Here is a 20,956-nt window from a genome sequence, read left to right as displayed (position 1 = left end):
AGTCAAGAAAAACTCCCAGACGAAACCCAAAGAAAAAATCCGCGGAGTGGTCTCCGCGGATTTTCGCTTTTGCTGCAAGCCAGTCCTAGAAGATATGAACGTTCGCGGCCGCCGGAACGCCGGTGCTCACATGAGCAAGATCCACCTTGTCGGTGCCGGTGCCATTGGCCGAGTACCAGAGCTCATGCGTTGTATTATTGAAGAAGAACTTGTTCGTGCTTCCACTTTCGTTCCAGGCGCTGGCGTTGTTCTCGGTTCCACCGGTGGCTGCTGATGACGTGAACTGATTGGCTGCAAGAGCGTTTGAAGCGCCCGACGGGAGGTTCAGACCGGCCACGTCGAGAAGAACCAAATCATTGCTGCTAAAATCACTGATGATGTCGTGAGCGCTGAGATTGAGAACAAACTTGTCGCTCCCGCCAGCACCAGTGAGCGTTTCACTGGTTGATCCGGCGACAATGACGTCATCTCCGGCGGTCCCCGAAAGCGCCGTTCCGCCGTTTACGTTGACAGAGAACGACCCCGTAGCAGCATCTCCATCACCATCCTTGACGCCCACGGTAAAGGGGACGTCGCTTGCGCCATTGTTGACGAGTTCGGAGATGCTGGAAAGCAGGACCTTCGACTTGCCCGAAGCGTCGTAGAGTTCGACGTAGTCGATATTCCCATGCCCGGTGGCGGTAAGAGTGGTCCCATCGGTGGCCGAATTATAGACGTGGGAGGTCACCGTGCCATCAACGCTGTGCACGACGTAGTCAATGATCGTCGAACCACCAATGGCGTTGATTGTGAATGAGATCTGATTTCCCGTCCCGACGGCCGAAGCGCCGGGCGCCTGACCGTACGTCCAGGTATCGCCATTGCTGTTATCGCCGACAGCCCCAAAATCAAAGCGCATAAAATCGCCCTGATTGAAGTTGTTGCTGCTGATGCCCTCACCGGACGAACTTGCGTTGATCTGCGCCTGCGTCAGCCCGGACGCACTCGTCAGCGTATCGTGCGTTTCGCCAAACCAGGCCGCTACATTGAAGGCTCCACTAGTGTGGTAGCCCGTCAATATGGTGACGGCATTGCTGCTCGTGTCCGACAATACGGCATACGAAGTCGGACCAGCACCGTGCACGGCGCCAGAAGTGTTAATGGACTGTTGTGAATATGAATCGAGGGTATGGAATAGGTTGAATGTGTAAGTCGATGTCGTCGGATCGAGCGATACGGTGAAGGCGTCCGTTCCATTGGCAACGCCATGGAGGACGCCACTTGCATCCACATATTCCGAGACCGCAAATCCGCCCGCCTGGAGCGTCGTGGCTGTGGGATGGAGCGGATCGGTGGATACGCCCGCGAAATAGAGCGACCCCAAGCCATCCGCGCCAAGCGTGTATTGCAGATCTCCAACGAGGCTAAAGCCTGCCTGATTGGCAATCACACCGTGTTCTGCCGACACCCAGGCCGGGCCATCATCGAGGAAGCTGATGTGCGTGCTGATGTCGGCGGTGGCTACCGCATGATCACCATCCGAGTCGGTCACCGTGACAGTCGCACCCACCTTGCCGGCCGCCAGCGAGACGATATCGTTGGGGTTGGTGGCGTCGTTCTGGTGGAGCGAGAGGTACTCCGCCACGTAGAGCCGACCGGTTGCCGGGTCGATGGCGATGGCAAACGCCACCATGCCGGTCAGGCTCGGGTTGGCGACGTCGGTGCCGACCGTGCCGATAATCCGGCCACTGCCATCGAGTGACAGCGTAATGGCGGTGCCGTCCGTCAAGGTCAGCCCAGACGCGGCATTGAGCACGGACAGCCCGTAGGTCGTCGTTCCGGCACCGGCCGCACCGTAGCTGCCTCCGGCCACCGTCAGGATGCTGCTGACACCGGTGGAGGCAAAGCTGAGTGCACCGTTGTCCAGCGAAGCCGCCGGCACATCGGTGTCATTGCCCTTGCTCGCGACGGTCGTAAACAGTCCGGCAACCGTGTTCGCCGCACCGTTGAACGTGATCGCGGCCGAGCCAAGGACGTCGCTTGCACCGCCGGTGGTCTGAACGCCGGGCGTTTCGTCGACACCGACTGTCGCTGCGCTGACCGCTACCGTCGGCGCCTTCGGGCCGTCGTCGCCGAACTCGATCTGGTGGCCGATGTCGATCTTGGCCGAGGCCGTGACCGTCTTGTGGCCTTCATGATCGGTCGTGAACGCACTCGCCGTCAGATCGATCAGGTTCGCCGCCAGCTGCTTCACATCGTTGATGTACGAGCCGCTGTAGGTGTCGATCTGCGAGTGATCGATCGTCTCAAACTGCGTCAGCGTCACGATGCCGGTGGTCAGACCGACGCTCAACGTGAACACCGTATTGCCCGCGTTGATGCCGCCGACCGTTGCCGAAGTCGAGCCGGTCACCACGCCGGACACGCTGTCGAAATACAGGAAGATCGCGCTGCCGGCATGGGTCAGCCCACTGGCGCTGCCATTGGCCACGCCGGCGTGCAGGCCGAGCGCATAGTTGATCGTCGTCGCGCCGGCGCCATCGGCACCGTACAGGTTGGTATTGCTGATCGTGAACGCGCCGGAGAAGTTCTCTGTTGCGACCGTCTTTGACGGGTTGGTGTCGTGCGAGTCCTGGATGCCGGTGAAGTTGCCGCCGGCCAGCCCGCCATCGAACGTCAGCAGCACCGGCGCGGTGAACGCGGCCAGCGTCACCGTCGGGGTCTGCGGGCCGTCGTCGCCGAACTGGATCTGGTGGCCGACATCGACCAAAGCCGAGGCCGTGACCGTCTTGTCGCCCTCGCTGTCGGTGGTGAACGCACTCGCCTTCAGGTCGATCAGGTTCGCCGCCAGCTGCTTCACATCGTTGATGTACGAGCCGCTGTAAGTGTTGGTCTGCGAGTGGTCGATCGACTCGAGTTGCGTCAGGGTCACGATGCCGGTGGTCAGACCGACACTCAGCGTGAACACCGTGTTGCCCGCGTTGATGCCGCCGACCGTCGCTGAGGTCGAGCCGGTCACCACACCGGTCACGCTGTCGAGATAGAGGAAGATCGTGCTGCCGGCATGGGTCAGCCCGCTGGCGCTGCCATTGGCCACACCGCTGTGCAAACCAAGCGTGTAGTTGACCGTGGTCGCGCCGGCGCCGTCGGCGCCGTACAGGTTGGTATTGCTGATCGTGAACGCACCGGAGAAATCCTCCGTTGCGATCGTCTTTGACGGGTTTGTGTCCTGCGAGTCCTGGACGCCGGTGAAGTTACCGCCGGCCAAGCCGCCGTCGAACGTCAGCAGCACTGGCTCCGGACACCCCGAGAGCGTCACCGTCGGCGCCTTCGGGCCGTCGTCGCCAAACTCGATCTGGTGGCCGATGTCGATCGAGGCCGAGGCCGAGGCCGTGACCGTGACCGTCTTGTCGCCTTCATGATCGGTCGTGAACGCACTTGCCTTCAGATCGATCAGGTTTGCAGCCAGCTGCTTCACATCATTGATATACGAGCCGCTGTAGGTATCGATCTGCGAGTGGTCGATCGACTCGAACTGCGTCAGCGTCACGATGCCGGTGGTCAGACCGACGCTCAACGTGAACACCGTATTGCCCGCGTTGATGCCGCCGACCGTTGCCGAAGTCGAGCCGGTCACCACGCCGGACACGCTGTCGAAATACAGGAAGATCGCGCTGCCGGCATGGGTCAGCTCACTGGCGCTGCCATTGGCCACGCCGGCGTGCAGGCCGAGCGCATAGTTGATCGTCGTCGCGCCGGCGCCATCGGCACCGTACAGGTTGGTATTGCTGATCGTGAACGCGCCGGAGAAGTTCTCTGTTGCGACCGTCTTTGACGGGTTGGTGTCGTGCGAGTCCTGGATGCCGGTGAAGTTGCCGCCGGCCAGCCCGCCATCGAACGTCAGCAGCACCGGCGCGGTGAACGCGGCCAGCGTCACCGTCGGGGTCTGCGGGCCGTCATCGCCGAACTGGATCTGGTGACCGACGTCGACAAGGGCCGAGGCCGTCACTGTCTTGTCACCCTCGCTGTCGGTGGTGAACGCGCTCGCCGTCAGATCGATCAGGTTCGACGCCAGCTGCTTCACATCGTTGATGTAGGAGCCGCTGTAGGTGTCGGTCTGCGAGTGGTCGATCGACTCGAGTTGCGTCAGCGTCACGATGCCGGTGGTCAGACCGACGCTCAGCGTGAACACCGTGTTGCCCGCGTTGATGCCGCCCTGCGTCGCCGACGTCGAGCCGGTGATCACACCGCCGACATCGTACAGGAAGATCGTGCTGCCGGCATGGGTCAGACCGCTGGCGCTGCCGTTGGCAACGCCGGCGTGCAGGCCGAGCGTGTAGTTGATCGTGGTCGCACCGGCGCCATCGGCACCGTACAGGTTGGTATTGCTGATGGTGAAGGCGCCGGAGAAGTTCTCCGTCGCGATCGTCTTTGACGGGTTGGTGTCGTGCGAGTCCTGGGTACCGGTGAAGTTGCCGCCGGCCAGGCCGCCGTCGAACGTCAGCAGCGCCGGTGCGGTGAACGCGGCAAGCGTGACCGTCGGGGTCTGCGGACCGTCATCGCCGAACTGGATCTGGTGCCCGACGTCGATCGTGGCGGAAGCCGTGACAGACTTGTCGCCCTCGCTGTCCGTGGTGAATCCGCTCGCCGTGAGGTCGACGAGGTTCGCCGCCAGCAGCTTCACATCGTTGATGTACGAGCCGTTGTAGGTGTCGGTCTGCGAATGATCGATCGACTCGAGCTGCGTCAGGGTCACGACGCCGGTGGTCAGACCGACGCTCAGCGTGAACACCGTGTTGCCGGCGTTGATGCCGCCTGCCGTCGCCGACGTCGAGCCGGTGATCACGCCGCCGACATCGTACAGGAAGATCGCGCTGCCGGCATGGGTCAGCCCGCTGGCGACGCCGTCGGCAACGCCGGCGTGCAGGCCGAGCGTGTAATTGATGGTCGTGGACCCGGCACCGTCAGCACCGTACAGACTGCCGTTGCCGATCGTGAACGCGCCGGAGAAGTCCTCCGTCGCGACCGTCGCCGACGCATTGGTGTCGTGCGAGTCCTGGGTACCGGTGAAGTTGCCGCCGGCCAGGCCGCCGTCGAACGTCAGCGGCGCCGGCGCTGTGAACGCGGCCAGCGTCACCGTCGGGGTCTGCGGGCCGTCGTCACCGAACTGGATCTGGTGGCCGACGTCGACCAGGGCCGAGGCCGTCACGGTCTTGTCGCCTTCGCTGTCGGTCGTGAACGCGCTCGCTGTCAGGTCGACGAGGTTCGCAGCCAGCTGCTTGATGTCGTTGATGTACGAGCCGTTGTAGGTGTCGGTCTGCGAGTGATCGATCGACTCGATCTGCGTCAGCGTCACGATGCCGGTCGTTAGACCGACGCTCAGCGTGAACACCGTATTGCCGGCGTTGATGCCGCCTGCCGTCGCCGAGGTCGAGCCGGTGATCACACCGCCGACATCGTACAGGAAAATCGTGCTACCGGCATGGGTCAGCCCGCTGTCGACGCCGTCGGCAACGCCGGAGTGGAAGCCCAGCGTGTAGTTGATCGTGGTCGCACCGGCACCGTCAGCGCCGTACAGATTGGTATTGCCGATCGTGAAGGCGCCGGAGAAGTCCTCCGTCGCGACCGTCGCCGACGGGTTGGTGTCGTGCGAGTCCTGGGTGCCGGTGAAGTTGCCGCCGGCAAGGCCACCGTCGAACGTCAGCAGCACCGGTGCGGTGAACGCGGCCAGCGTCACCGTCGGGGTCTGCGGGCCGTCGTCGCCGAACTGGATCTGGTGGCCGATGTCAATCGAAGCCGAGACCGGGACCGTTTTGTCGCCGTCGCTGTCGGTCGTAAACGCACTCGCCGTCAGGTCGATCAGGTTCGCAGCCAGCTGCTTGACGTCATAAATATACGAGCCGTTGTAGGTGTCGGTCTGCGAGTGGTCGATCGACTCGAGCTGCGTCAGCGTCACGATGCCGGTGGTCAGACCGACGCTCAGCGTGAACACCGTATTGCCGGCGTTGATGCCGCCTGCCGTCGCCGAGGTCGAGCCCGTGATCACACCGCCGACATCGTACAGGAAGATCGTGCTGCCGGCATGGGTCAGCCCGCTGGCGCTGCCGTCGGCAAAGCCGGTGTGGAAGCCCAGGGTGTAGTTGACGATGGTCGCGCCGGCACCGTCGGCGCCGTACAGATTGGTATTGCTGACGGTGAACACACCGGAGAAGTCCTCCGTCGCGATCGTCGCCGACGGGTTGGTGTCGTGCCAGTCCTGGAAGCCGGTGAAGTTGCCGCCGGCCAGGCCGCCGTCGAACGTCAGCAGTTCTCCCGATGACATCGACTCCGAGTCCGTCGGCGTCACCGTCACCGTCGGGGCTCGCGGACCGTCGTCGCCGAATTGGATATTGCCACCCAGATCAAGCAGCGCCGTGACTGTGGGGGACGAATCGCCGTCGCCGTCGGTGGTGACCGCACTTGCCTTCAGATCGATCAGGTTCGCGGCCAGCTGCTTGATGTCGTTGATGTAGGAGCCGCTGTAGGTGTCCGTCTGCGTATGGTCGATCGCATGCGTCTGCGTCAGCGTCACATCGCCCGCAGCGTCCACGCTCAACGTGAACACCGTGTTGGCCGCCGTGATTCCGCCTTCCGTGAGCGCCGTCGAGCCGGTGATGACGCCGCCGTTCTCGTACAGATGGATCGCCAGGCCGCCGGACGTCAGGCCGGAAGCGCCGCCTTCGCTGAACCCGGCATGGAACTGCAGCGCATAGGTGATCGTCGTTGCGCCGCTGTCGGCACCGGCCTCGTTCAGATGGCCGAACGTGAATGCGCCGGCAAAGCTCACCGAAGCAACGGTCGGAGAAGCGTTGGTGTCGTGCGAATCCTGGGGGCCAACGAAGTTGCCGCCGGCCAGGCCGCCATCGAACGTCAGCAGCACCGGCTCGACGCCAGACACAACCACCGTCGGATTGACCGGACCATCGTCCAGGATCGTCAGATGCGAACCGATATCGACGCTCGCGCTTGCCGTCTGGTTGTTGTTGTCAGTCACGGTGGCGGTCAGCGCGATCAGGCCCGACGCCAGCGTAATCCCTTCATTGAAGTCGCCCGGTGTTCCCTCGTGAACCGCGCGCAGATCGGTCAGCGTCACGTGGCCGGTTGCGTCGACCGAGACCGTGAGGACAAGATCGCCACCGACCGCCGTGCGCCCTTCCACGACGCCGGCCGCGTTCACCGTCAGCAGGACGTACTGACCGGTCGCGGTATCGATCAGACCGGAATCTTCGTTCGGCGACGTAACCGACAGCGCGTAGGTCAGCGACTGCTGGCCGCCGGGCGTCGTGACATCAAACGACACCTGCACAGTTGCGACCGTTGCCCCTGCGGGGCCCAATCCCGAACCGGCAACGCCATGGTTGGTCGCCGCGGTCAGGAAGCTCTCATCGACGGTCAGCGACGGTACGGAGCCGCCGGAAATGGTGGGAGGCGAAATGGTGGGAGGCGTAGTGGGTTCGTTAGGCTGGAAGCTGGCCGGCTGCGTGCCCGTCGGCTGCCCGCCGAGCGCCGAAGGCGGCAGCTCTTCCTGCGGCGCCAATACATTGAGAGGCGGGGGAGCCAGCGGATCAACCGCGAACGGCCTGAAGTCCGCACCGCTCGCCTGCGCGTTGCCGTTCGAGTTGCCGCCATTGTCGGCAGCCGGCAACACGGAGGTGTCCGTGCTGATCGGAAACAGACTCGTAAATTCCTGGACCGAGATGTCGCGGCCGGGTGCCGTCTCGATCGTGATGTTGCCCTGTCCATCGGCACGGGAGTCGAAGAACGGCTCGACCGTGACCGTCGACTGGTTGTCGAACAGGATGATCAGCTTTTCGCCGACATGGATCAGCGTGATCTTTTCGTTGGCGATCGACGTGAAATCGACCTTCGCCTTCTGGTCGTATCCAAGATTGATGACGACCGCCTGATCGGTCAGTGGCTTCGTCAGCTTGTAAATACGGATGGGAGCCGAATTGGTGGAATTGCCGGTGCCCGTAGCCTGAGCGACCTGAAACGAACCCTGCATTATCAACCCCGCAAAAATGCGATTAGTGGAAAAATTGTAGAAAAATTGAGTTTTAGGCTATTGTTAACCCTCCCCCCGGTCAAGAAATGTATTTGGTTAATCAATGCTTTCCGTTCAGGTGTGGTAAAGATCGAACAGGTCGAAGCTGGAAGAACAACGGCTTAGCCGGTTTGACTTGGCCCAAAGGCAGTATTTGCCCGGCCCTGTTCGTCCTTGCTGGCGATTTGGAGCGGTCGATGCGGGTGATTCTTCTTCAGGCTTGTGCCGCTGTCTTGATTTGGGGCTGTTTCGGCGCGGCGGCCGCGCAAGCCCCCGCACAACCAGTCCCGCAGGAGACCACGGTCGAACGCCAGGTTCGGGCCCTGGCCAACCGCGACACCCAGATTGGCCTCTATCTCAACGTGCTGCCTGATTGCACGTCGGGGCCGCTGCCGACCATCCGCCTGGTCACTCCGCCGGCTGCCGGAAAAGTCGTGGTGAAGTCGGCGAAGGCGAAAGCCACCAACTACAAGGCCTGCCTGGCGCTCGAGGTGCCCGCCTATGTCGCCTTCTACAAGGCGCCGCCGGAATTCCTCGGCGATGACGCCCTGACCATCGAGGTCAAGTATCAGGGCGGCCGAACCGAAATTCAGAAGATCACCGTCAAGGTCAGTGCGCCAGGCGGGCAACAGAAGATCTGATGGCGCAGCGGGCGATCTGATGCCCGGCTCGCGCTGACCGCCTTAGAGCGGCTCGCCCTCGGCTCCATCCTGCTGCAGCGGCAGCTCGCCCGGCTCGGCGGCCGGCTGGCCAAGCGACGCCCGGTCCTCGTGGCAATCGCTGATCCGGCGGGCAACCACCCGGTCGGTCCGCGGCGCCTGACCAACGTTGGTCTTGTTGACCTCGGTATAGGCCTCGTCGCTGAGAACCGTGATGACGGTGCTGACCGGCCCCAGATAGTCGCATCGGTTGGAGAAGACGTATTTGTTGTTGATCTTCTCCGGCCGCGACGAGTGGCAATTTCCAACCGACGGAGATGAGAAGGTCGCCTTCATCGCCTGGGTTGGATCGACACAGCGCGTCATCTCGCGCTCGAGCAGCTTTTGCCGGACGTTCGAGGACGTGGCGATCTCCAGCGTCCGCACGAAGCGCCACATCCCTTTTCGGAAGGTCGGCCCGCTGAATCCCTCCTCCGCCACGGCGCTCGGGGAGGCAAGCACGAACACGGAAAGCGCGGTCACGACGCCAAGCGTGCATGCGAAGACCTTCGACGGCCCGAAGCCCTCACGCGATATCATTTGTTGAGTCCCTACCGGCCGCACGATGCGGATCGCGTGACTTCACTTGAAGCGGCACGCCCAACCTCACATCATTCAGGAGCATTTCGTGTTAAGACCCCGTAAATGCTTAGCCTTTGCTCAAATCTCTCCCGAGCTCTTGCACCAAACACGGTGAATGCCGGGTTGCTTTCAGGCCGAGGCAGCTTCGGCTCGAAAGAATCGTCGCGTCTACGCGGTTGTGGACAAATGGACGCCTCGTCCGCCGCCACCCGCCGTCTGATTGCCAGCTAGTGCTGCAAAGCCGCCGCAGCGGATTTTTCGGCCTTGGCTGCGCCGCCATCGTCGCAATCGCCAATCCTCGTCGCGACCACCATGTCGGTCCTGGGGTGCTCGCCGGTGCTGACCTCGTTCAGCTCGGTATAGGCCTCGTCGCTTCGCACGGTAATGACGGTGCTGACCGTGCCCATGTAATCGCAGCGGTACCCGAAGGTGTATTGATTGCCGACCTTCTCCGGCTTGTCCGAAACGCAGCTCCCGACCGGTCCTGACGCAAAGGTCGCCTTCATGGCGTGGGTCGGGTCGACACAGCGCGTGGTTTCCGCGTTGACCACCCGATACTTGAAGTTCTTGTTGGCGGTCTTGGCGACATCGAGCGTCCGCACGAAGCGCCACAGGCCCTTGCGGAAGCTCGGACCGGAAAAGGATTGATCGCCCTCGCCGGGCTGCACCGCCGCTGCCCTGCCGTTCGCCGGTGGAGGCGACGGCGTCTGTGCATGCGCCATCAGGGACGGCACCGAGACGATCATCGAGATGAGGAGCAAACGCGCAATGCCACCACGGAAGTTCATTCCCACCCCCGATGTTCGTCCGAATGCATTCGTGATGCGGTCCGGTCAGCGCGTCGACGCAGTCCCAGAACACGGCTCAATACGTCACATCACTTGCAGACCAATTGTGGCCAGCAAAAGCACGTTAACGCTTCCCGACAGCTTCCAGCCGAATTCAGACTCACTGCAGCAAACCTGCAACACCTGACGCTCCGATCCCGCTGCAACGTGCCTGGCGCGCCGCTTCGGGCGCAACACCAGGCCGCAAAGCGCACGTGCAGTCGACGGATGGGCTGGACGAGCGCGGGACCGGTTTGACCTCTGAGGGTTTTTTTGCTCATTTGGCGTCAGATATTTTTCTCAATTTACTTAGCCTATCGCTGGACGAGGGGGCACTGATGCGTTTTCGGTTTTGCTACACGGTCGCAGGCATTTTGACTTTGGGTGCAGCGCTATCAGGCAATTCGGGGCCTGCGGCGGCCGCGGATCTCGGCCTGATCACGAAGGCACCGGTCGGCAGCTGCACGGAGATCGTGTTCACCTGCGAGAACGGCCATCAATATCCGCTGTGCCCACGCGCCGTGTCGGTCGAGGGCGAAGTGGTCACGGCTTCCCTGCTCACCGGCCGTGGCGGCGTCCATGTGCGGCACGTTCCGATGGGGGTCGGTTATCGCTACGCCGGTCGCGGCATCTGGCTGGACGGCTTCCGGGAAAACGCGCTGCTCAACTTCGGCAAGCACCACCAGGTGGCCTGCACCATCGCGCACTCATAAGTGCACGGCTCCGCGTTGCACCTCATGGCGTGACGCTGCGCGCTTCAGGCGGCGGAGCTGCTCCTCACCCCTTGGTGCGGAGCACGGCGCGCGACGATCGCGAGAACATATACGCCTTCGGATAGATGTAGACCGGGCAGCGATCCTGCCATTGGTACAGCTGCCAATTCCATTTCCAGCAGCCCGATTCGATCTGAGGCTCCTGCACGTAATCCAGCCGGTACGGCGGATCGCCAAACGGATAGTCGCCGGATCGCGCCGCCGTCGACGACAGAGCGACGATTGAAGCGGCTGCGGCAATGATCACGGAAAATGACTTTTGCATAACGCCCTCGATCGAATGACGTGATCGGCCGAGACTGCCAAATCCGCCGATTCATAGCAAGGTGCCGCCTGCCCGCGACAAGCCGCGCGATGTTCTAGGAGCCCGTCCAGATATGTTTTCGTGACGGGCATTTGTTGTAGAGTAGCAGGCTCAGGCTGCGTTTGCGAGGTTGAACAGCTTGAGGAGGTTATGGACGGTGCAGATCATTGTCCACTCGGCGCGCACTTTCTCGATGCCCCGCAACAGGAACTGGCGGAAGCCTCTTGCCTGTTTGATCTGCCCGAACACCGGCTCCACCACTTGCTTTCGCAATCGGTAGGGTGTTTCGAAGCCGCCATCGTCGATCTTCTTTCGCATGGCCTGTGTCAGCGGGCCGCCGACTTTTCCGTTCGCTACTGTCGGGTGCTTGGCGCGTCCGGGCGCGACATAGCCATCGATGCTGCGTGTGTCGAGCGCTTCGAGATTGGCTTCGCTGCAGTAGCCGGAATCCGCTGAGGCCTGCCGCGGCTTGCGGCCAAGATTGCTCTCGATGGCCTCGATCAGGGGCACCAACTGGCCCTGATCGCTGCCGTGCTGGGTCAGTTCTTGCGCGACAATGATCTGGGCATGTGCATCGACGGCCGCCTGGGCATTATAGGCCTGAACGAAGCCATCCTTCGACTTCATGATGCGGCTTTCCGGATCGGTGAAGTTGCGTTGCGCCTTGGGATTGGGTTCCTCCGATGGCAGCGCCGCCGGTTTGCCCGGCTTCTTGCGGCCTTCGGCCTGGCGCTGCTGTTCCTTTTCGGCCTCGATGCGGCGCTCTTCCTCCGCCGCCAGTTTGGCGTCCGCTTCCAGCGCCGCCATCGCTTGCTGGATCTTCGCCAGCCGTTTCTGCTTGTCGACGGTCCAGTCCGGCAGTTCGTCGCTGTTGCCGAAAGTCTCATCCTCCGAGGCATCCGCCGCCTCGGCGGCCGCCAGCATGCGAGCGACCTCGGCCTTCAATTCCGCCTCGCGCTTCTTCATGCGCTCATAACTCATCGCCTTGTGTTTCGACGCGTTCGCCTTGATCTTCGTACCATCCAGCGCGACATGACCGAGCTTGACCAGCCCGGCCGTCTCGCACAACTTCAGAACCTGCACGAATAGCGCGCCGAGCGCCTTCAAATGTCGCTTGCGAAAGTCGCTGATCGTCCGAAAATCCGGCGCATCCAGCGCCACGATCATCACAAAATCGTTCCGCTCCCGGCAGGCCTTGGCAATCCGACGCGACGAATACAGCCCACTCGCATAGCTATGCAGCAGCAGCGCCACCATCATCCGCGGATCAAACGGCGGCTGCCCAAGCCCGCTCACATAGCTGCCCATGATCTCCCTGAGATCGAGGCTCTCCCGCACCAGATCAACCATAAACCGCGAGACATGGCCTTTCGGCACGAAGTCCTGCACATTCGGCGGCAGAAGCAGCGTCTGATCGATGTTCCAAGGCCGAAAATACTTGCTCATCGCCCAATGTTGAATCAGACCCGACCAGATTTGAACAGCGACTATCCAGACAAGCTCCTAGACTGCGCGGTTCTGCGTCGGCGAGCGGCCGCCGCCATCGGCGACCAGCACCGCCCCGGTCACGAACGACGCCTCGTCGGAGGCCAGGAACAGGCAGCACGCGGCGATCTCGGCGGGCTCGGCCATCCGCCCCAGCGCGATCCGTCGTTCGACGCCGCGGAACTCGGCATCGGCGGTGGTGCCGTTCTGCTCAGCAAGCAGCTGCATTTCATAGGCGCTCATCGGCGTCCGCACCCAGCCCGGCGCCACGGCATTTGCGCGGATGCCGTCGGCGCCGTGCGCGTAGGCCAGCGAGCGCGTGTAGGCGACGACAGCCGCCTTGCTGGCCGCGTAGCTTGCGCTAGCCGGGCTGGCATTGAACGCAGCAACCGAGGCGATGTTGACGATCGCGCCGCCGCGCGGCCGAAGCAGCGGCAGCGATGCGCGGCAGACCCGCATGGTCCCCGTGAGGTTGACGTCGAGCGTCCTGGCCCAGACCTCGTCGGAGACGCTTGCGGGCTGATCCGGCACGATCAGGCCGGCGGCATTGACGACGATGTCGAGCCACGCGCCGCAGGCAGCGACGGCCTTGGCAATGTCGTCCGGCCGGGTGACGTCGCCATGGATCGCCTGCCCTCCGCACTCGGCCGCAGCGGCCTGAAGGTCGGTGTCGCCGAGGCCGAACAACACGACGCGCGCGCCGCTCAACGCCAGCAGCGCCGCCGTGGCCCGGCCGATCCCCGTGGCTGCGCCCGTCACCAGCGCCGTCTTTCCTTCCAGCCGCGGCATCAGAGCATGATCCGGAAAAGTGGAAGCCGGTTCTCCGAAAAGATCATGCTCATCTAGAGTCCCCACTGCCGCTCGACGGCAAATCCGGTCTCCGGCAGCGTCGAGCCGCCGTCGACGACGATGGTCTGCCCGGTGACATATTTGGCCTCGGCGGAAGCGAGATAGAGCATCGCGCAGGCGATGTCGTCGGCACTCCCCATGTGTCCCATCGGAATGAAGCGTTCGAGCTTCGCCTTGTTCTCCGGCGCGCTCATGGTGCCGCGGCCCGGCTTTTCGATGAAGCCGGCCTCGACGCCATTGACGGTGATGCTGTCGCGCGCCAGCTCGAGCGCAGCACCGCGGATGAACGCGTTGACGCCGGCCTTCGCCGCCGAGTAATGCGCACCGCCGCCCATCGCGACGCGCGCCGACACTGAGGATGTCACGAGAATGCGTCCGAAGCTGACGGCGCGCATATGCGGAACTGCGGCCTGCGCGAGCCAGATGCTGGCGTTCAGATTCAGCGCCAGCGTCTCGTCGAGCTTCGCTTCATCGAGCTCCTCGATTGAGGCCCACGGACAGCCGCCGGCATTGTGCACGACGATGTCGAGCCGGCCATGCTGGGCCGCGACGCCGTCGACCATTGTGCGCAAGCTAACCCGGTCGAGCCTGTCGAACGGGACGCAATGTGCCGCCCGTCCAGCAGCCGCCAGCTCGCGCGCCAGCGCCTCGGCCACATCAGCCGTCCGGTTGGCGATCACCACGGTCGCACCGGCCTGCGCGAGGCGCCTCACAATGGCCGCGCCGATCCCGCGGCCGCCGCCGGTGACGATGGCGACCCGGCCGTCGAGATTGAAGGGAAACGCCTGCATCAGATTGCTCCCGTGCCTCGCAGCAGATCGATGAACCGCGCAAACGCCGCGGTATGCCTGTCGACGTCTTGCGCCGACGTCGCCGGACACATCAGCAGCATGGTGTGGAACGGCGTGACCAGAATGCCTTCGTTCATGTAGAACGCATGCAGCAAGGTCTCGAGATCGGGCTGCCGACCCGCAATGACGTCGGCGCCGCTGTGCGGCGGCTTTGGCATGAACATGATCTCGGCGCGCGCGCCAATCTGGGTGACGTGCCAGGGCAGACCGGCCGCCTCGATCAGCCTGCGGGCTTCCTGCGCAAGCCAGGTCGCAGTTCCGATCATCCGCTCGTAATTCTCAGGCGTCAGCACCTTCTCCAGCACCGCGCGCATGGTCGCGACCGTCAGCGCGTTGCCGGCCAGCGTGCCACCGAAACCAAGATGCGCGGACTGCCGCTCGCGCGGATTAACGTGCGGGACAATCTTCCAGAGCCGCTCGGCGATCTCCTGGCTAAGACCAAACACGCCGGCGGGGATGCCCCCCGCGATTGCCTTGCCGGCGACGAAGATGTCGGGCTCAAGCCCGTGGATCCCGGTATAGCCGCCCGGCCCGCACGACAATGTGTGCGTCTCGTCGATGATCAGGACGGTGCCGGCGCGGCGGGTCAGGTCGCGCAATGCGCTGTGAAAACCAGGATCGACCGGGATCATGCCGAAATTCGTCATCAGCGGCTCGGTCAGCACGCAGGCGATATCGCCTTGCGCAAGCGCCGCCTCCAGCGCAGCGACATCGTTGAACTCGACGACCCGGCTCACGGCGTCATGATCGATGCCGTTGGGGTGGATCATGTTGCGCAAGCCGACGCGGCCGTCGCGGATCTCGACATGCGCCTCCTCGACGCCGCCATGATAGCAACCGGAGAACACAAGCACCTTGCGCCGGCCGGTGATCATGCGCGCGATGCGGATCGCAGCGCGGTTGGCATCGGTCGCCGACGTCGTCAGTGTCCAGTACTTTGGACCGAAGCGGCGCGACAGCTCCTCTCCGACCCAGAGGCTGTCCTCGGTCGGCAGCATCATGGTCGCGCCACGCTTGAGCTGAGCCAGCACAGCCTCCGTCACCGCCTCCGGCGCGTGCCCACACATGCCGCCGGTGTCGCCGAGGCAGAAATCGAGGTAGTCGCGGCCGTCGATGTCCCTGATATGCGCGCCCTGCGCCTCGTCGGCATAAACAGGAAAACCGCCCGCCCAGCGCCGCATCCAGTGCGACGGGCCACCATAGAGATAGTGTTGCCTGCCTTGCTGCCAGGCCGCTGCCGATCGCGGATGCAGCGCCCGGAAGCGCTCCTGCTCGGCATCGAGCAATCGGTTCAGAACGCCGCTGCGCTCAGAAGTTGCAGTTGTCATAGCGCGATCCAGGCGGTCTTGAGGTCGGTATAGGCGTCGAGCGCGTGCAGCGACTTGTCACGTCCGAAGCCGGATTGCTTGAAGCCGCCGAGCGGCACCGTGATGTCAGCGCCGCCATAAGTGTTGACGTGAATGACGCCGGCCTTGACGGCGCGCACCATGCGATGCGCCGTTGACAGACGGGAGGTCCACACCGCCGACGCAAGGCCATAGGGTGTCGCATTGCCGAGCGTGATGGCATCTTCCTCGCCGTCGAACCGCGTGACTGACAGCACCGGGCCGAACACCTCCTCGCGCCAGACCTCCATCGACGGCGTCACCTAGTGAGGATCGCGGGCGCCATGAAGTTGCCGCCGCTCTCGGCGCGAATCTGCTCGCCGCCAATCAGCCGCTTCGCGCCCTGCTGTTCCGCGCGGGCAACGGCATCCAGGTTCCTGCGCAGTTGCACCTTGCTCGCGACGGCACCGATATCGGAGGTCAGTTCGAGCGGATCGCCGACCCTGAGCTTCGTGGTGGCGGCGAGCAGCTCGTCCATGAAACGATCGTAGATCGAGGACTGCACGAGCAGCCGCGAGCCGGCAACGCAGACCTGGCCCGAGTTGCGGAAGATGCCGTTCGCCGAGACCTTGGCCGCCTGCTTGATGTCGGGCACATCGGCAAAGACAATGTTGGGTGACTTGCCGCCGAGCTCGAGATGGACCCGCTTCAGGTTCGATCGCGCCGAACATTCCAGCAGGCGGCGGCCGACAGCGCCAGAGCCGGTGAAGGCGAGCGCGTCGACATCCATGTGCAGCGCGAGCGCCTCGCCGGCGGATGCGCCGCGGCCGGTCACGACGTTGAGCACGCCGTCCGGCAATCCCGCCTCCGTCGCGAGCTCGGCAAGCCGCAACAGCGTGAGCGATGCAAGCTCCGGCGGCTTGACCACGACCGAGTTTCCGGCGGCGAGCGCCGGGCCGATCTTCCAACACCCGATCATCAGCGGGAAATTCCACGGCACGATCACGCCGACGACGCCAAGCGGCTCGCGATGCACCAGCCCGAGAACGTCACCTGAGGTCGGCGCGATCTCGCCGTAGACCTTGTCGATGGCCTCGGCGTAGTAGCGGATGGTGCCCGCCGCCGACAGCGGTTCGGCCTTGTAGGCCATGCCGATCTCGGTGCCGTTGTCGCGCACGCCGAGCACCGCGATCTCGAGCGCGTGCTGCTCGATCAGATCGGCGAAGCGCAGCAGCACTTTCTTGCGTTGCGCCGGCGCCGCGCGCGACCATGCTCCCTGCTCGAACGCATCCCTGGCGCGTTTCACCGCGCGGTCGATATCGGCTGGATCGCCATCGGCGATCGTGGTCAGCACCTGGCCATCGATCGGCGACACGACATCGAGCCGTGCCTTGCTGAGCGGCGGCATCGGCCGGCCGCCGATAAAGAGGTGCTGGGCCGGAATGGCGGCCGACCGTAGTCGATCGATCTGGGCTTGCTGCATGCTACTCATTTGTGGTGACCGGAGCGGCCCTCAGCGGACCTGCTCACATGACGCAATCCTCGCCAAATCAAGGCTTTGCCAGCAATCAACCGATAGGTGGATGTCACGGCAGGCGCCGTCCCCATAGCGTGATCGCACGATGGCCGAGCGCTCCGCCTGCGCTATGCAAACCGGTTGTCACCCTCCCTTACGCCTGCCGGCGAGCCGAAGGTCATGTCCGAGATTACGCAGCCCCGCATTCTCCTGATCGGTACCGGAGACACCAAAGCCGACGAACTGCTGTTCATGAGCGAGTGCATCGCGCGTGCCGGTGGCCGAACCATCATGATGGACATCAGCGTGCTCGGCGATCCGCCGTACCAGCCCGCGCATGACAAGCACGCGGTGGCCGCCGCCGCGCAGACCACGATCGCGGCGATCGCCTCCAGCAGCGACGAGAACTCCGCGATGTCCCTGATGGCGGTCGGCGCCGCCAATCTGGCCCGCGAGCTCGCAGAGCGCGACGCCATCGACGGCGCGATCGCAATCGGCGGCACAATGGGAACCGACCTTGCGCTCGACGTCGCGCAGGCGCTGCCGCTCGGCCTGCCGAAACTGATCGTCTCGACCGTCGCCTTCTCGCATCTGATCCCGCCCGAGCGCGTCGCCGCCGATCTCATGATGATCCTGTGGGCCGGCGGCCTCTATGGCCTCAACGGCACCTGCACCGCCGTGCTGTCGCAAGCCTGCGGCGCGATCGTCGGCGCGGCGAAAAGCGCGATCAGACCGCGCAAGGACCGGCCGGTCGTTGCGATCACCTCGCTTGGCAAGAGCTGCCTGCGCTACATGGTCGAGCTCAAGCCGCAGCTCGAACGGCGCGGCTATGAGGTGGTCGTCTTCCACACCACCGGCATGGGCGGCCGCGCCATGGAATCGATCGCCGCGCAGCGCGGCTTCGCCGCGGTGCTGGACCTCAGCCTGCAGGAGGTCGCCAACCAGCTGACCGGCTCGGTGGTCAATGCCGGCGCCGACCGATTGGAGAATGCGGGCAGAGCCGGCATTCCGCAGATCGTTGCGCCCGGGGCGATCGACATGGTGGATTTCCCGGCATGGCTTGGCGTCCCGGACGAGCTGTCGGATCGTCCGTTCCACGCCCATAACCGGCTGCTCGCGTCGGCGACGTCGGGGTCCGCCGATCGCCGCCGGATCGCACAGGCGATTGCCGAAAAGCTGTCCCGCGCCAGCGCACCGGTTGCCTTCGTGTTGCCGGCCGGCGGCATCCAGCAATGGGACCGCGAAGGCGAAGCCTTGCACGATCCGGATGCCCTCGCCGCCTTTGTCGATGCGATGCGCTCGGCGGTCGCGGCACCGGTCGAGCTGCACGAGATCAAGGACCACATCAACAGCGCGGCGTTCAATGAAACCGTGCTCGGCATCTTCGACCGCTGGGTCGCGGCCGGCATTGTCCCACCCGGCCGCACCACGGTTGCCGCATGAGCCGGCCGCTCGCCCAGGCGCTGGTGCTCGACTTCGGCGGTGTGATCTCAAAAACCCTGTTCGAGACCCATGACCTGACCGAGCGCGCGCTCGGGCTCGCACCCTGCACGCTGAAATGGCTCGGACCATTCGCGCCCGACAGCGATCCGCTCTGGACGTCCATGCAGCATGGCGAGATTTCGGAACGCGACTACTGGCTGACCCGCAGCCGCGAGGTCGGCCGCATGCTCGGCGAAGATTGGCGCGACATGGAAACCTTCGTGAAACGTGCGCGCGGCGCCGATCCCGACACCGTGATCCGCACCGAGGCGGCGCGTGCGATCGACATCGCCGCCGATGCCGGATTCCGGCTCGCCATCCTCTCGAACGAGCTCGACCTGTTCTACGGCGAGGATTTTCGCAACCGTCTTTCCATCCTAGAGCGCTTCGACACCATCGTCGACGCCACCCATACCGGGATCCTGAAACCCGACCCGCGCGCCTACCAAAGCGTGCTGGACGAATTGGCGCTGCAGGCAGAAGATTGCGTTTTCGTCGACGACCAGCGCCGCAACATCACGGGCGCCGCGGCGTGCAACATGCGCACCGTGCTGTTCGACGTGCGCAGCCCCGCCGCGTCCTACAGCGAGGCGCTGCGGCATTTCGGGCTGCAATTCGAGTAAAGCGTTTTCGAGCGAAGTGGGTACCGGTTCGCGTGAAGAAAACACCTCAAAACTAGAGTCTGGAGCCCCGCTCCGATTCCATCGGAACGGAAAAGGCTCTAGCCGGACAGAGAGCGATCATGCGCGACAGAAATTTCCTGGTTGAGAACAACGCCAAGCCGATCTGGCACCCGATGGCCCACCCCGCCGAAATGCGGGCGCAGCCGCCGCGGATCGTGATGAAGGGCGAAGGCGTCGAGGTCACCGATATCGACGGCAAGACCGTGATCGATGCAGTCGGCGGCCTGTGGAACGTCAATCTCGGCTACAGCTGCGATCCGATCAAGCAGGCGATCGCGGACCAGCTCAGCGCCCTGCCGTATTATTCGGGCTTCCGCGGCACCTCGAGCGGTCCCGCGATCGAGCTCGCCTACGAGCTCACCGAATGGTTCAAGTCGGAGGGCATGGTGCGCGCCTTCTTCACCTCGGGCGGATCGGACTCGGTCGAGACGGCGCTGCGGCTGGCGCGGCAATACTGGAAGATCAAGGGCCAGGCCGACCGCACCAAGTTCCTAGCGCTGAAGAAGGGCTATCACGGCACCCATTTCGGCGGCGCCTCGGTCAACGGCAATGCCAATTTCCGCCGCAACTATGAACCGATGCTGCCGGGCGTGTTCCACATTCCCGCGCCGTCGACCTACCGTAATCCCTTCAACGAGACCGATCCCGCCAAACTCGCGCAGCTCTGTGCGGCGGCGATGGAGGAGGAGATCGCATTCCAGGGCGCCGACACCATCGCCGCCTTCATCATGGAGCCGGTGCTCGGCGCCGGCGGCGTGATCGTGCCGCCGGACAGCTTCATGAAGCTGGCGCGCGAGATTTGCGACCGTCACGGCATCCTGATGATCGCGGACGAGGTCGTCACCGGCTTCGGGCGTACCGGCGCGTGGTCGGGCTCGCGACTGTGGGGCGTGAAGCCTGACATGATGACGATGGCCAAGGCGATCACTTCAGGCTATTTCCCGCTCGGCGCGACCTTGATCGGCGAGCAGATCGCGGAGATCTTCAAGGCCGACACCACTACATTCGGCTCGATCGGCCATGGCTACACCTATTCGGGCCATCCGGTCGGCTGCGCCGCGGGCCTTGCGGCACTGGCCGAGACCCGCCGTCTCAGACTCGACGAGAATGCCGCCGCGCGCGGCGAGGACCTTGCACGGGCGCTTGCAGCGCTCAAGGCCAAACATCCGCTGGTCGGCGACGTCAGAGGCAAGGGCCTGATGGCCGCGCTCGAGCTGGTGGCCGATCGCGACAGCAAGAAGCCCGCGGACAAGAAGACAATGGCGAAGGTCGCCGACAGCGCCTACGAGGCCGGCGTGATGCTGCGCGTCTCCGGCAACAACCTCATCCTGTCGCCGCCCCTGATCCTCACCACAGCGGACGTGAGGCGGATCGCCGAAGGGATCGACGCCGGCCTCTCAGCTGCCGGCTGAGACCGCGTGTGATACGATTGGGATGCATTGCTTCCGCAAGGACGGCTGCACCCATTACCCGCAGCTTCAATCCGTCGCATGCGAGCCCATCCTCCGAGATACGGCAG

Annotated in this window: 13 protein-coding genes and 1 pseudogene; 5 read left to right on the top strand and 9 right to left on the bottom strand. The window is 63.9% G+C overall.

Going from position 1 to position 20,956, the window contains the following annotated elements; all coding sequences use genetic code 11:
• Positions 1-85: 85 nt before the first annotated feature.
• Positions 86-8,023: a DUF5801 repeats-in-toxin domain-containing protein gene (locus HAP54_RS31805; RefSeq protein ID WP_166294177.1), complete on the bottom strand. Its 7,938-nt coding sequence runs from the start codon at positions 8,021-8,023 to the stop codon at positions 86-88.
• A gap of 86 nt (positions 8,024-8,109) precedes the next feature.
• On the opposite strand from HAP54_RS31805, the gene HAP54_RS31800 reads away from it, so the two are divergent.
• Positions 8,110-8,703: a hypothetical protein gene (locus tag HAP54_RS31800; protein WP_248114419.1), complete on the top strand. Its 594-nt coding sequence runs from the start codon at positions 8,110-8,112 to the stop codon at positions 8,701-8,703.
• Positions 8,704-8,745: 42 nt separating this feature from the next.
• Here HAP54_RS31800 and HAP54_RS31795 read toward each other — a convergent pair whose 3' ends face one another.
• Both HAP54_RS31795 and HAP54_RS31790 read right to left on the bottom strand, forming a co-directional pair.
• Positions 8,746-9,300, bottom strand: a complete 555-nt coding sequence (locus HAP54_RS31795; protein WP_166294175.1) for a DUF3617 domain-containing protein — start codon at positions 9,298-9,300, stop codon at positions 8,746-8,748.
• Between the two features lie 269 nt (positions 9,301-9,569).
• Positions 9,570-10,130, bottom strand: a complete 561-nt coding sequence (locus HAP54_RS31790; protein WP_166294173.1) for a DUF3617 domain-containing protein — start codon at positions 10,128-10,130, stop codon at positions 9,570-9,572.
• A 254-nt stretch (positions 10,131-10,384) separates the two neighbouring features.
• Between HAP54_RS31790 and HAP54_RS31785 the strand changes: the two genes are divergently transcribed.
• Positions 10,385-10,882 carry a hypothetical protein gene (locus HAP54_RS31785; RefSeq protein ID WP_248114420.1) on the top strand — a complete coding sequence of 166 codons (498 nt, stop codon included), beginning with the start codon at positions 10,385-10,387 and terminating at the stop codon, positions 10,880-10,882.
• Positions 10,883-10,946: 64 nt separating this feature from the next.
• On the opposite strand, the gene HAP54_RS31780 is transcribed toward HAP54_RS31785, so the two are convergent.
• The 6 genes and pseudogenes from HAP54_RS31780 to HAP54_RS31755 all read right to left on the bottom strand — a co-directional run bounded on the left by HAP54_RS31780 (position 10,947) and on the right by HAP54_RS31755 (position 17,239).
• A complete protein-coding gene (locus HAP54_RS31780) occupies positions 10,947-11,207 on the bottom strand; it encodes a hypothetical protein (protein ID WP_166294171.1) in 261 nt (86 codons plus the stop codon).
• Positions 11,208-11,357: 150 nt separating this feature from the next.
• The gene (locus HAP54_RS31775; protein ID WP_166202952.1) at positions 11,358-12,692 is read right to left on the bottom strand and encodes an IS1182 family transposase; all 1,335 of its coding nucleotides are present in this window, start codon (positions 12,690-12,692) and stop codon (positions 11,358-11,360) included.
• A gap of 57 nt (positions 12,693-12,749) precedes the next feature.
• Positions 12,750-13,520 (bottom strand): SDR family NAD(P)-dependent oxidoreductase, encoded by a 771-nt coding sequence (locus HAP54_RS31770; RefSeq protein ID WP_166294168.1) that lies wholly within the window; start codon positions 13,518-13,520, stop codon positions 12,750-12,752.
• A gap of 53 nt (positions 13,521-13,573) precedes the next feature.
• On the bottom strand, positions 13,574-14,371 hold the full coding sequence (locus HAP54_RS31765) for an SDR family oxidoreductase (protein ID WP_166294166.1): 798 nt from the start codon (positions 14,369-14,371) through the stop codon (positions 13,574-13,576).
• Complete coding sequence (locus HAP54_RS31760) at positions 14,371-15,759, bottom strand: transaminase (protein ID WP_166294164.1); 1,389 nt, start codon at positions 15,757-15,759, stop codon at positions 14,371-14,373. The genes HAP54_RS31765 and HAP54_RS31760 overlap by 1 nt, the downstream gene beginning before the upstream one ends.
• Positions 15,756-17,239 (bottom strand): annotated as a pseudogene (locus HAP54_RS31755) (aldehyde dehydrogenase). Before HAP54_RS31755 ends, HAP54_RS31760 begins: the two are co-directional and overlap by 4 nt.
• Positions 17,240-17,452: 213 nt before the next feature.
• On the opposite strand from HAP54_RS31755, the gene HAP54_RS31750 reads away from it, so the two are divergent.
• The 3 genes from HAP54_RS31750 (at position 17,453) to HAP54_RS31740 (ending at position 20,849) form a co-directional block, all read left to right on the top strand.
• Complete coding sequence (locus HAP54_RS31750; RefSeq protein ID WP_166294162.1) at positions 17,453-18,715, top strand: Tm-1-like ATP-binding domain-containing protein; 1,263 nt, start codon at positions 17,453-17,455, stop codon at positions 18,713-18,715.
• Positions 18,712-19,377 carry an HAD family hydrolase gene (locus tag HAP54_RS31745; protein ID WP_166294160.1) on the top strand — a complete coding sequence of 222 codons (666 nt, stop codon included), beginning with the start codon at positions 18,712-18,714 and terminating at the stop codon, positions 19,375-19,377. The genes HAP54_RS31750 and HAP54_RS31745 overlap by 4 nt, the downstream gene beginning before the upstream one ends.
• A gap of 119 nt (positions 19,378-19,496) precedes the next feature.
• Positions 19,497-20,849 carry an aminotransferase class III-fold pyridoxal phosphate-dependent enzyme gene (locus tag HAP54_RS31740; RefSeq protein WP_166294158.1) on the top strand — a complete coding sequence of 451 codons (1,353 nt, stop codon included), beginning with the start codon at positions 19,497-19,499 and terminating at the stop codon, positions 20,847-20,849.
• Positions 20,850-20,956 lie beyond the last annotated feature (107 nt).

Origin of the sequence: Bradyrhizobium sp. 2S1 (assembly GCF_011516625.5) — a bacterium.
Lineage (GTDB): Bacteria > Pseudomonadota > Alphaproteobacteria > Rhizobiales > Xanthobacteraceae > Bradyrhizobium > Bradyrhizobium septentrionale.
This window is presented reverse-complemented; position numbering and strand designations above follow the sequence as displayed.

Bases quoted from the DNA above. Each gene is read 5' to 3' on its own strand.
- HAP54_RS31795 (WP_166294175.1), bottom strand. From the start codon at position 9,300: ATGATATCGCGTGAGGGCTTCGGGCCGTCGAAGGTCTTCGCATGCACG.
- HAP54_RS31740 (WP_166294158.1), top strand. From the start codon at position 19,497: ATGCGCGACAGAAATTTCCTGGTTGAGAACAACGCCAAGCCGATCTGG.
- HAP54_RS31750 (WP_166294162.1), top strand. From the start codon at position 17,453: ATGTCCGAGATTACGCAGCCCCGCATTCTCCTGATCGGTACCGGAGAC.
- HAP54_RS31745 (WP_166294160.1), top strand. From the start codon at position 18,712: ATGAGCCGGCCGCTCGCCCAGGCGCTGGTGCTCGACTTCGGCGGTGTG.
- HAP54_RS31770 (WP_166294168.1), bottom strand. From the start codon at position 13,520: ATGCCGCGGCTGGAAGGAAAGACGGCGCTGGTGACGGGCGCAGCCACG.
- HAP54_RS31775 (WP_166202952.1), bottom strand. From the start codon at position 12,692: ATGAGCAAGTATTTTCGGCCTTGGAACATCGATCAGACGCTGCTTCTG.
- HAP54_RS31760 (WP_166294164.1), bottom strand. From the start codon at position 15,759: ATGACAACTGCAACTTCTGAGCGCAGCGGCGTTCTGAACCGATTGCTC.
- HAP54_RS31790 (WP_166294173.1), bottom strand. From the start codon at position 10,130: ATGAACTTCCGTGGTGGCATTGCGCGTTTGCTCCTCATCTCGATGATC.
- HAP54_RS31805 (WP_166294177.1), bottom strand. From the start codon at position 8,023: ATGCAGGGTTCGTTTCAGGTCGCTCAGGCTACGGGCACCGGCAATTCC.
- HAP54_RS31780 (WP_166294171.1), bottom strand. From the start codon at position 11,207: ATGCAAAAGTCATTTTCCGTGATCATTGCCGCAGCCGCTTCAATCGTC.
- HAP54_RS31765 (WP_166294166.1), bottom strand. From the start codon at position 14,371: ATGCAGGCGTTTCCCTTCAATCTCGACGGCCGGGTCGCCATCGTCACC.
- HAP54_RS31800 (WP_248114419.1), top strand. From the start codon at position 8,110: ATGTATTTGGTTAATCAATGCTTTCCGTTCAGGTGTGGTAAAGATCGA.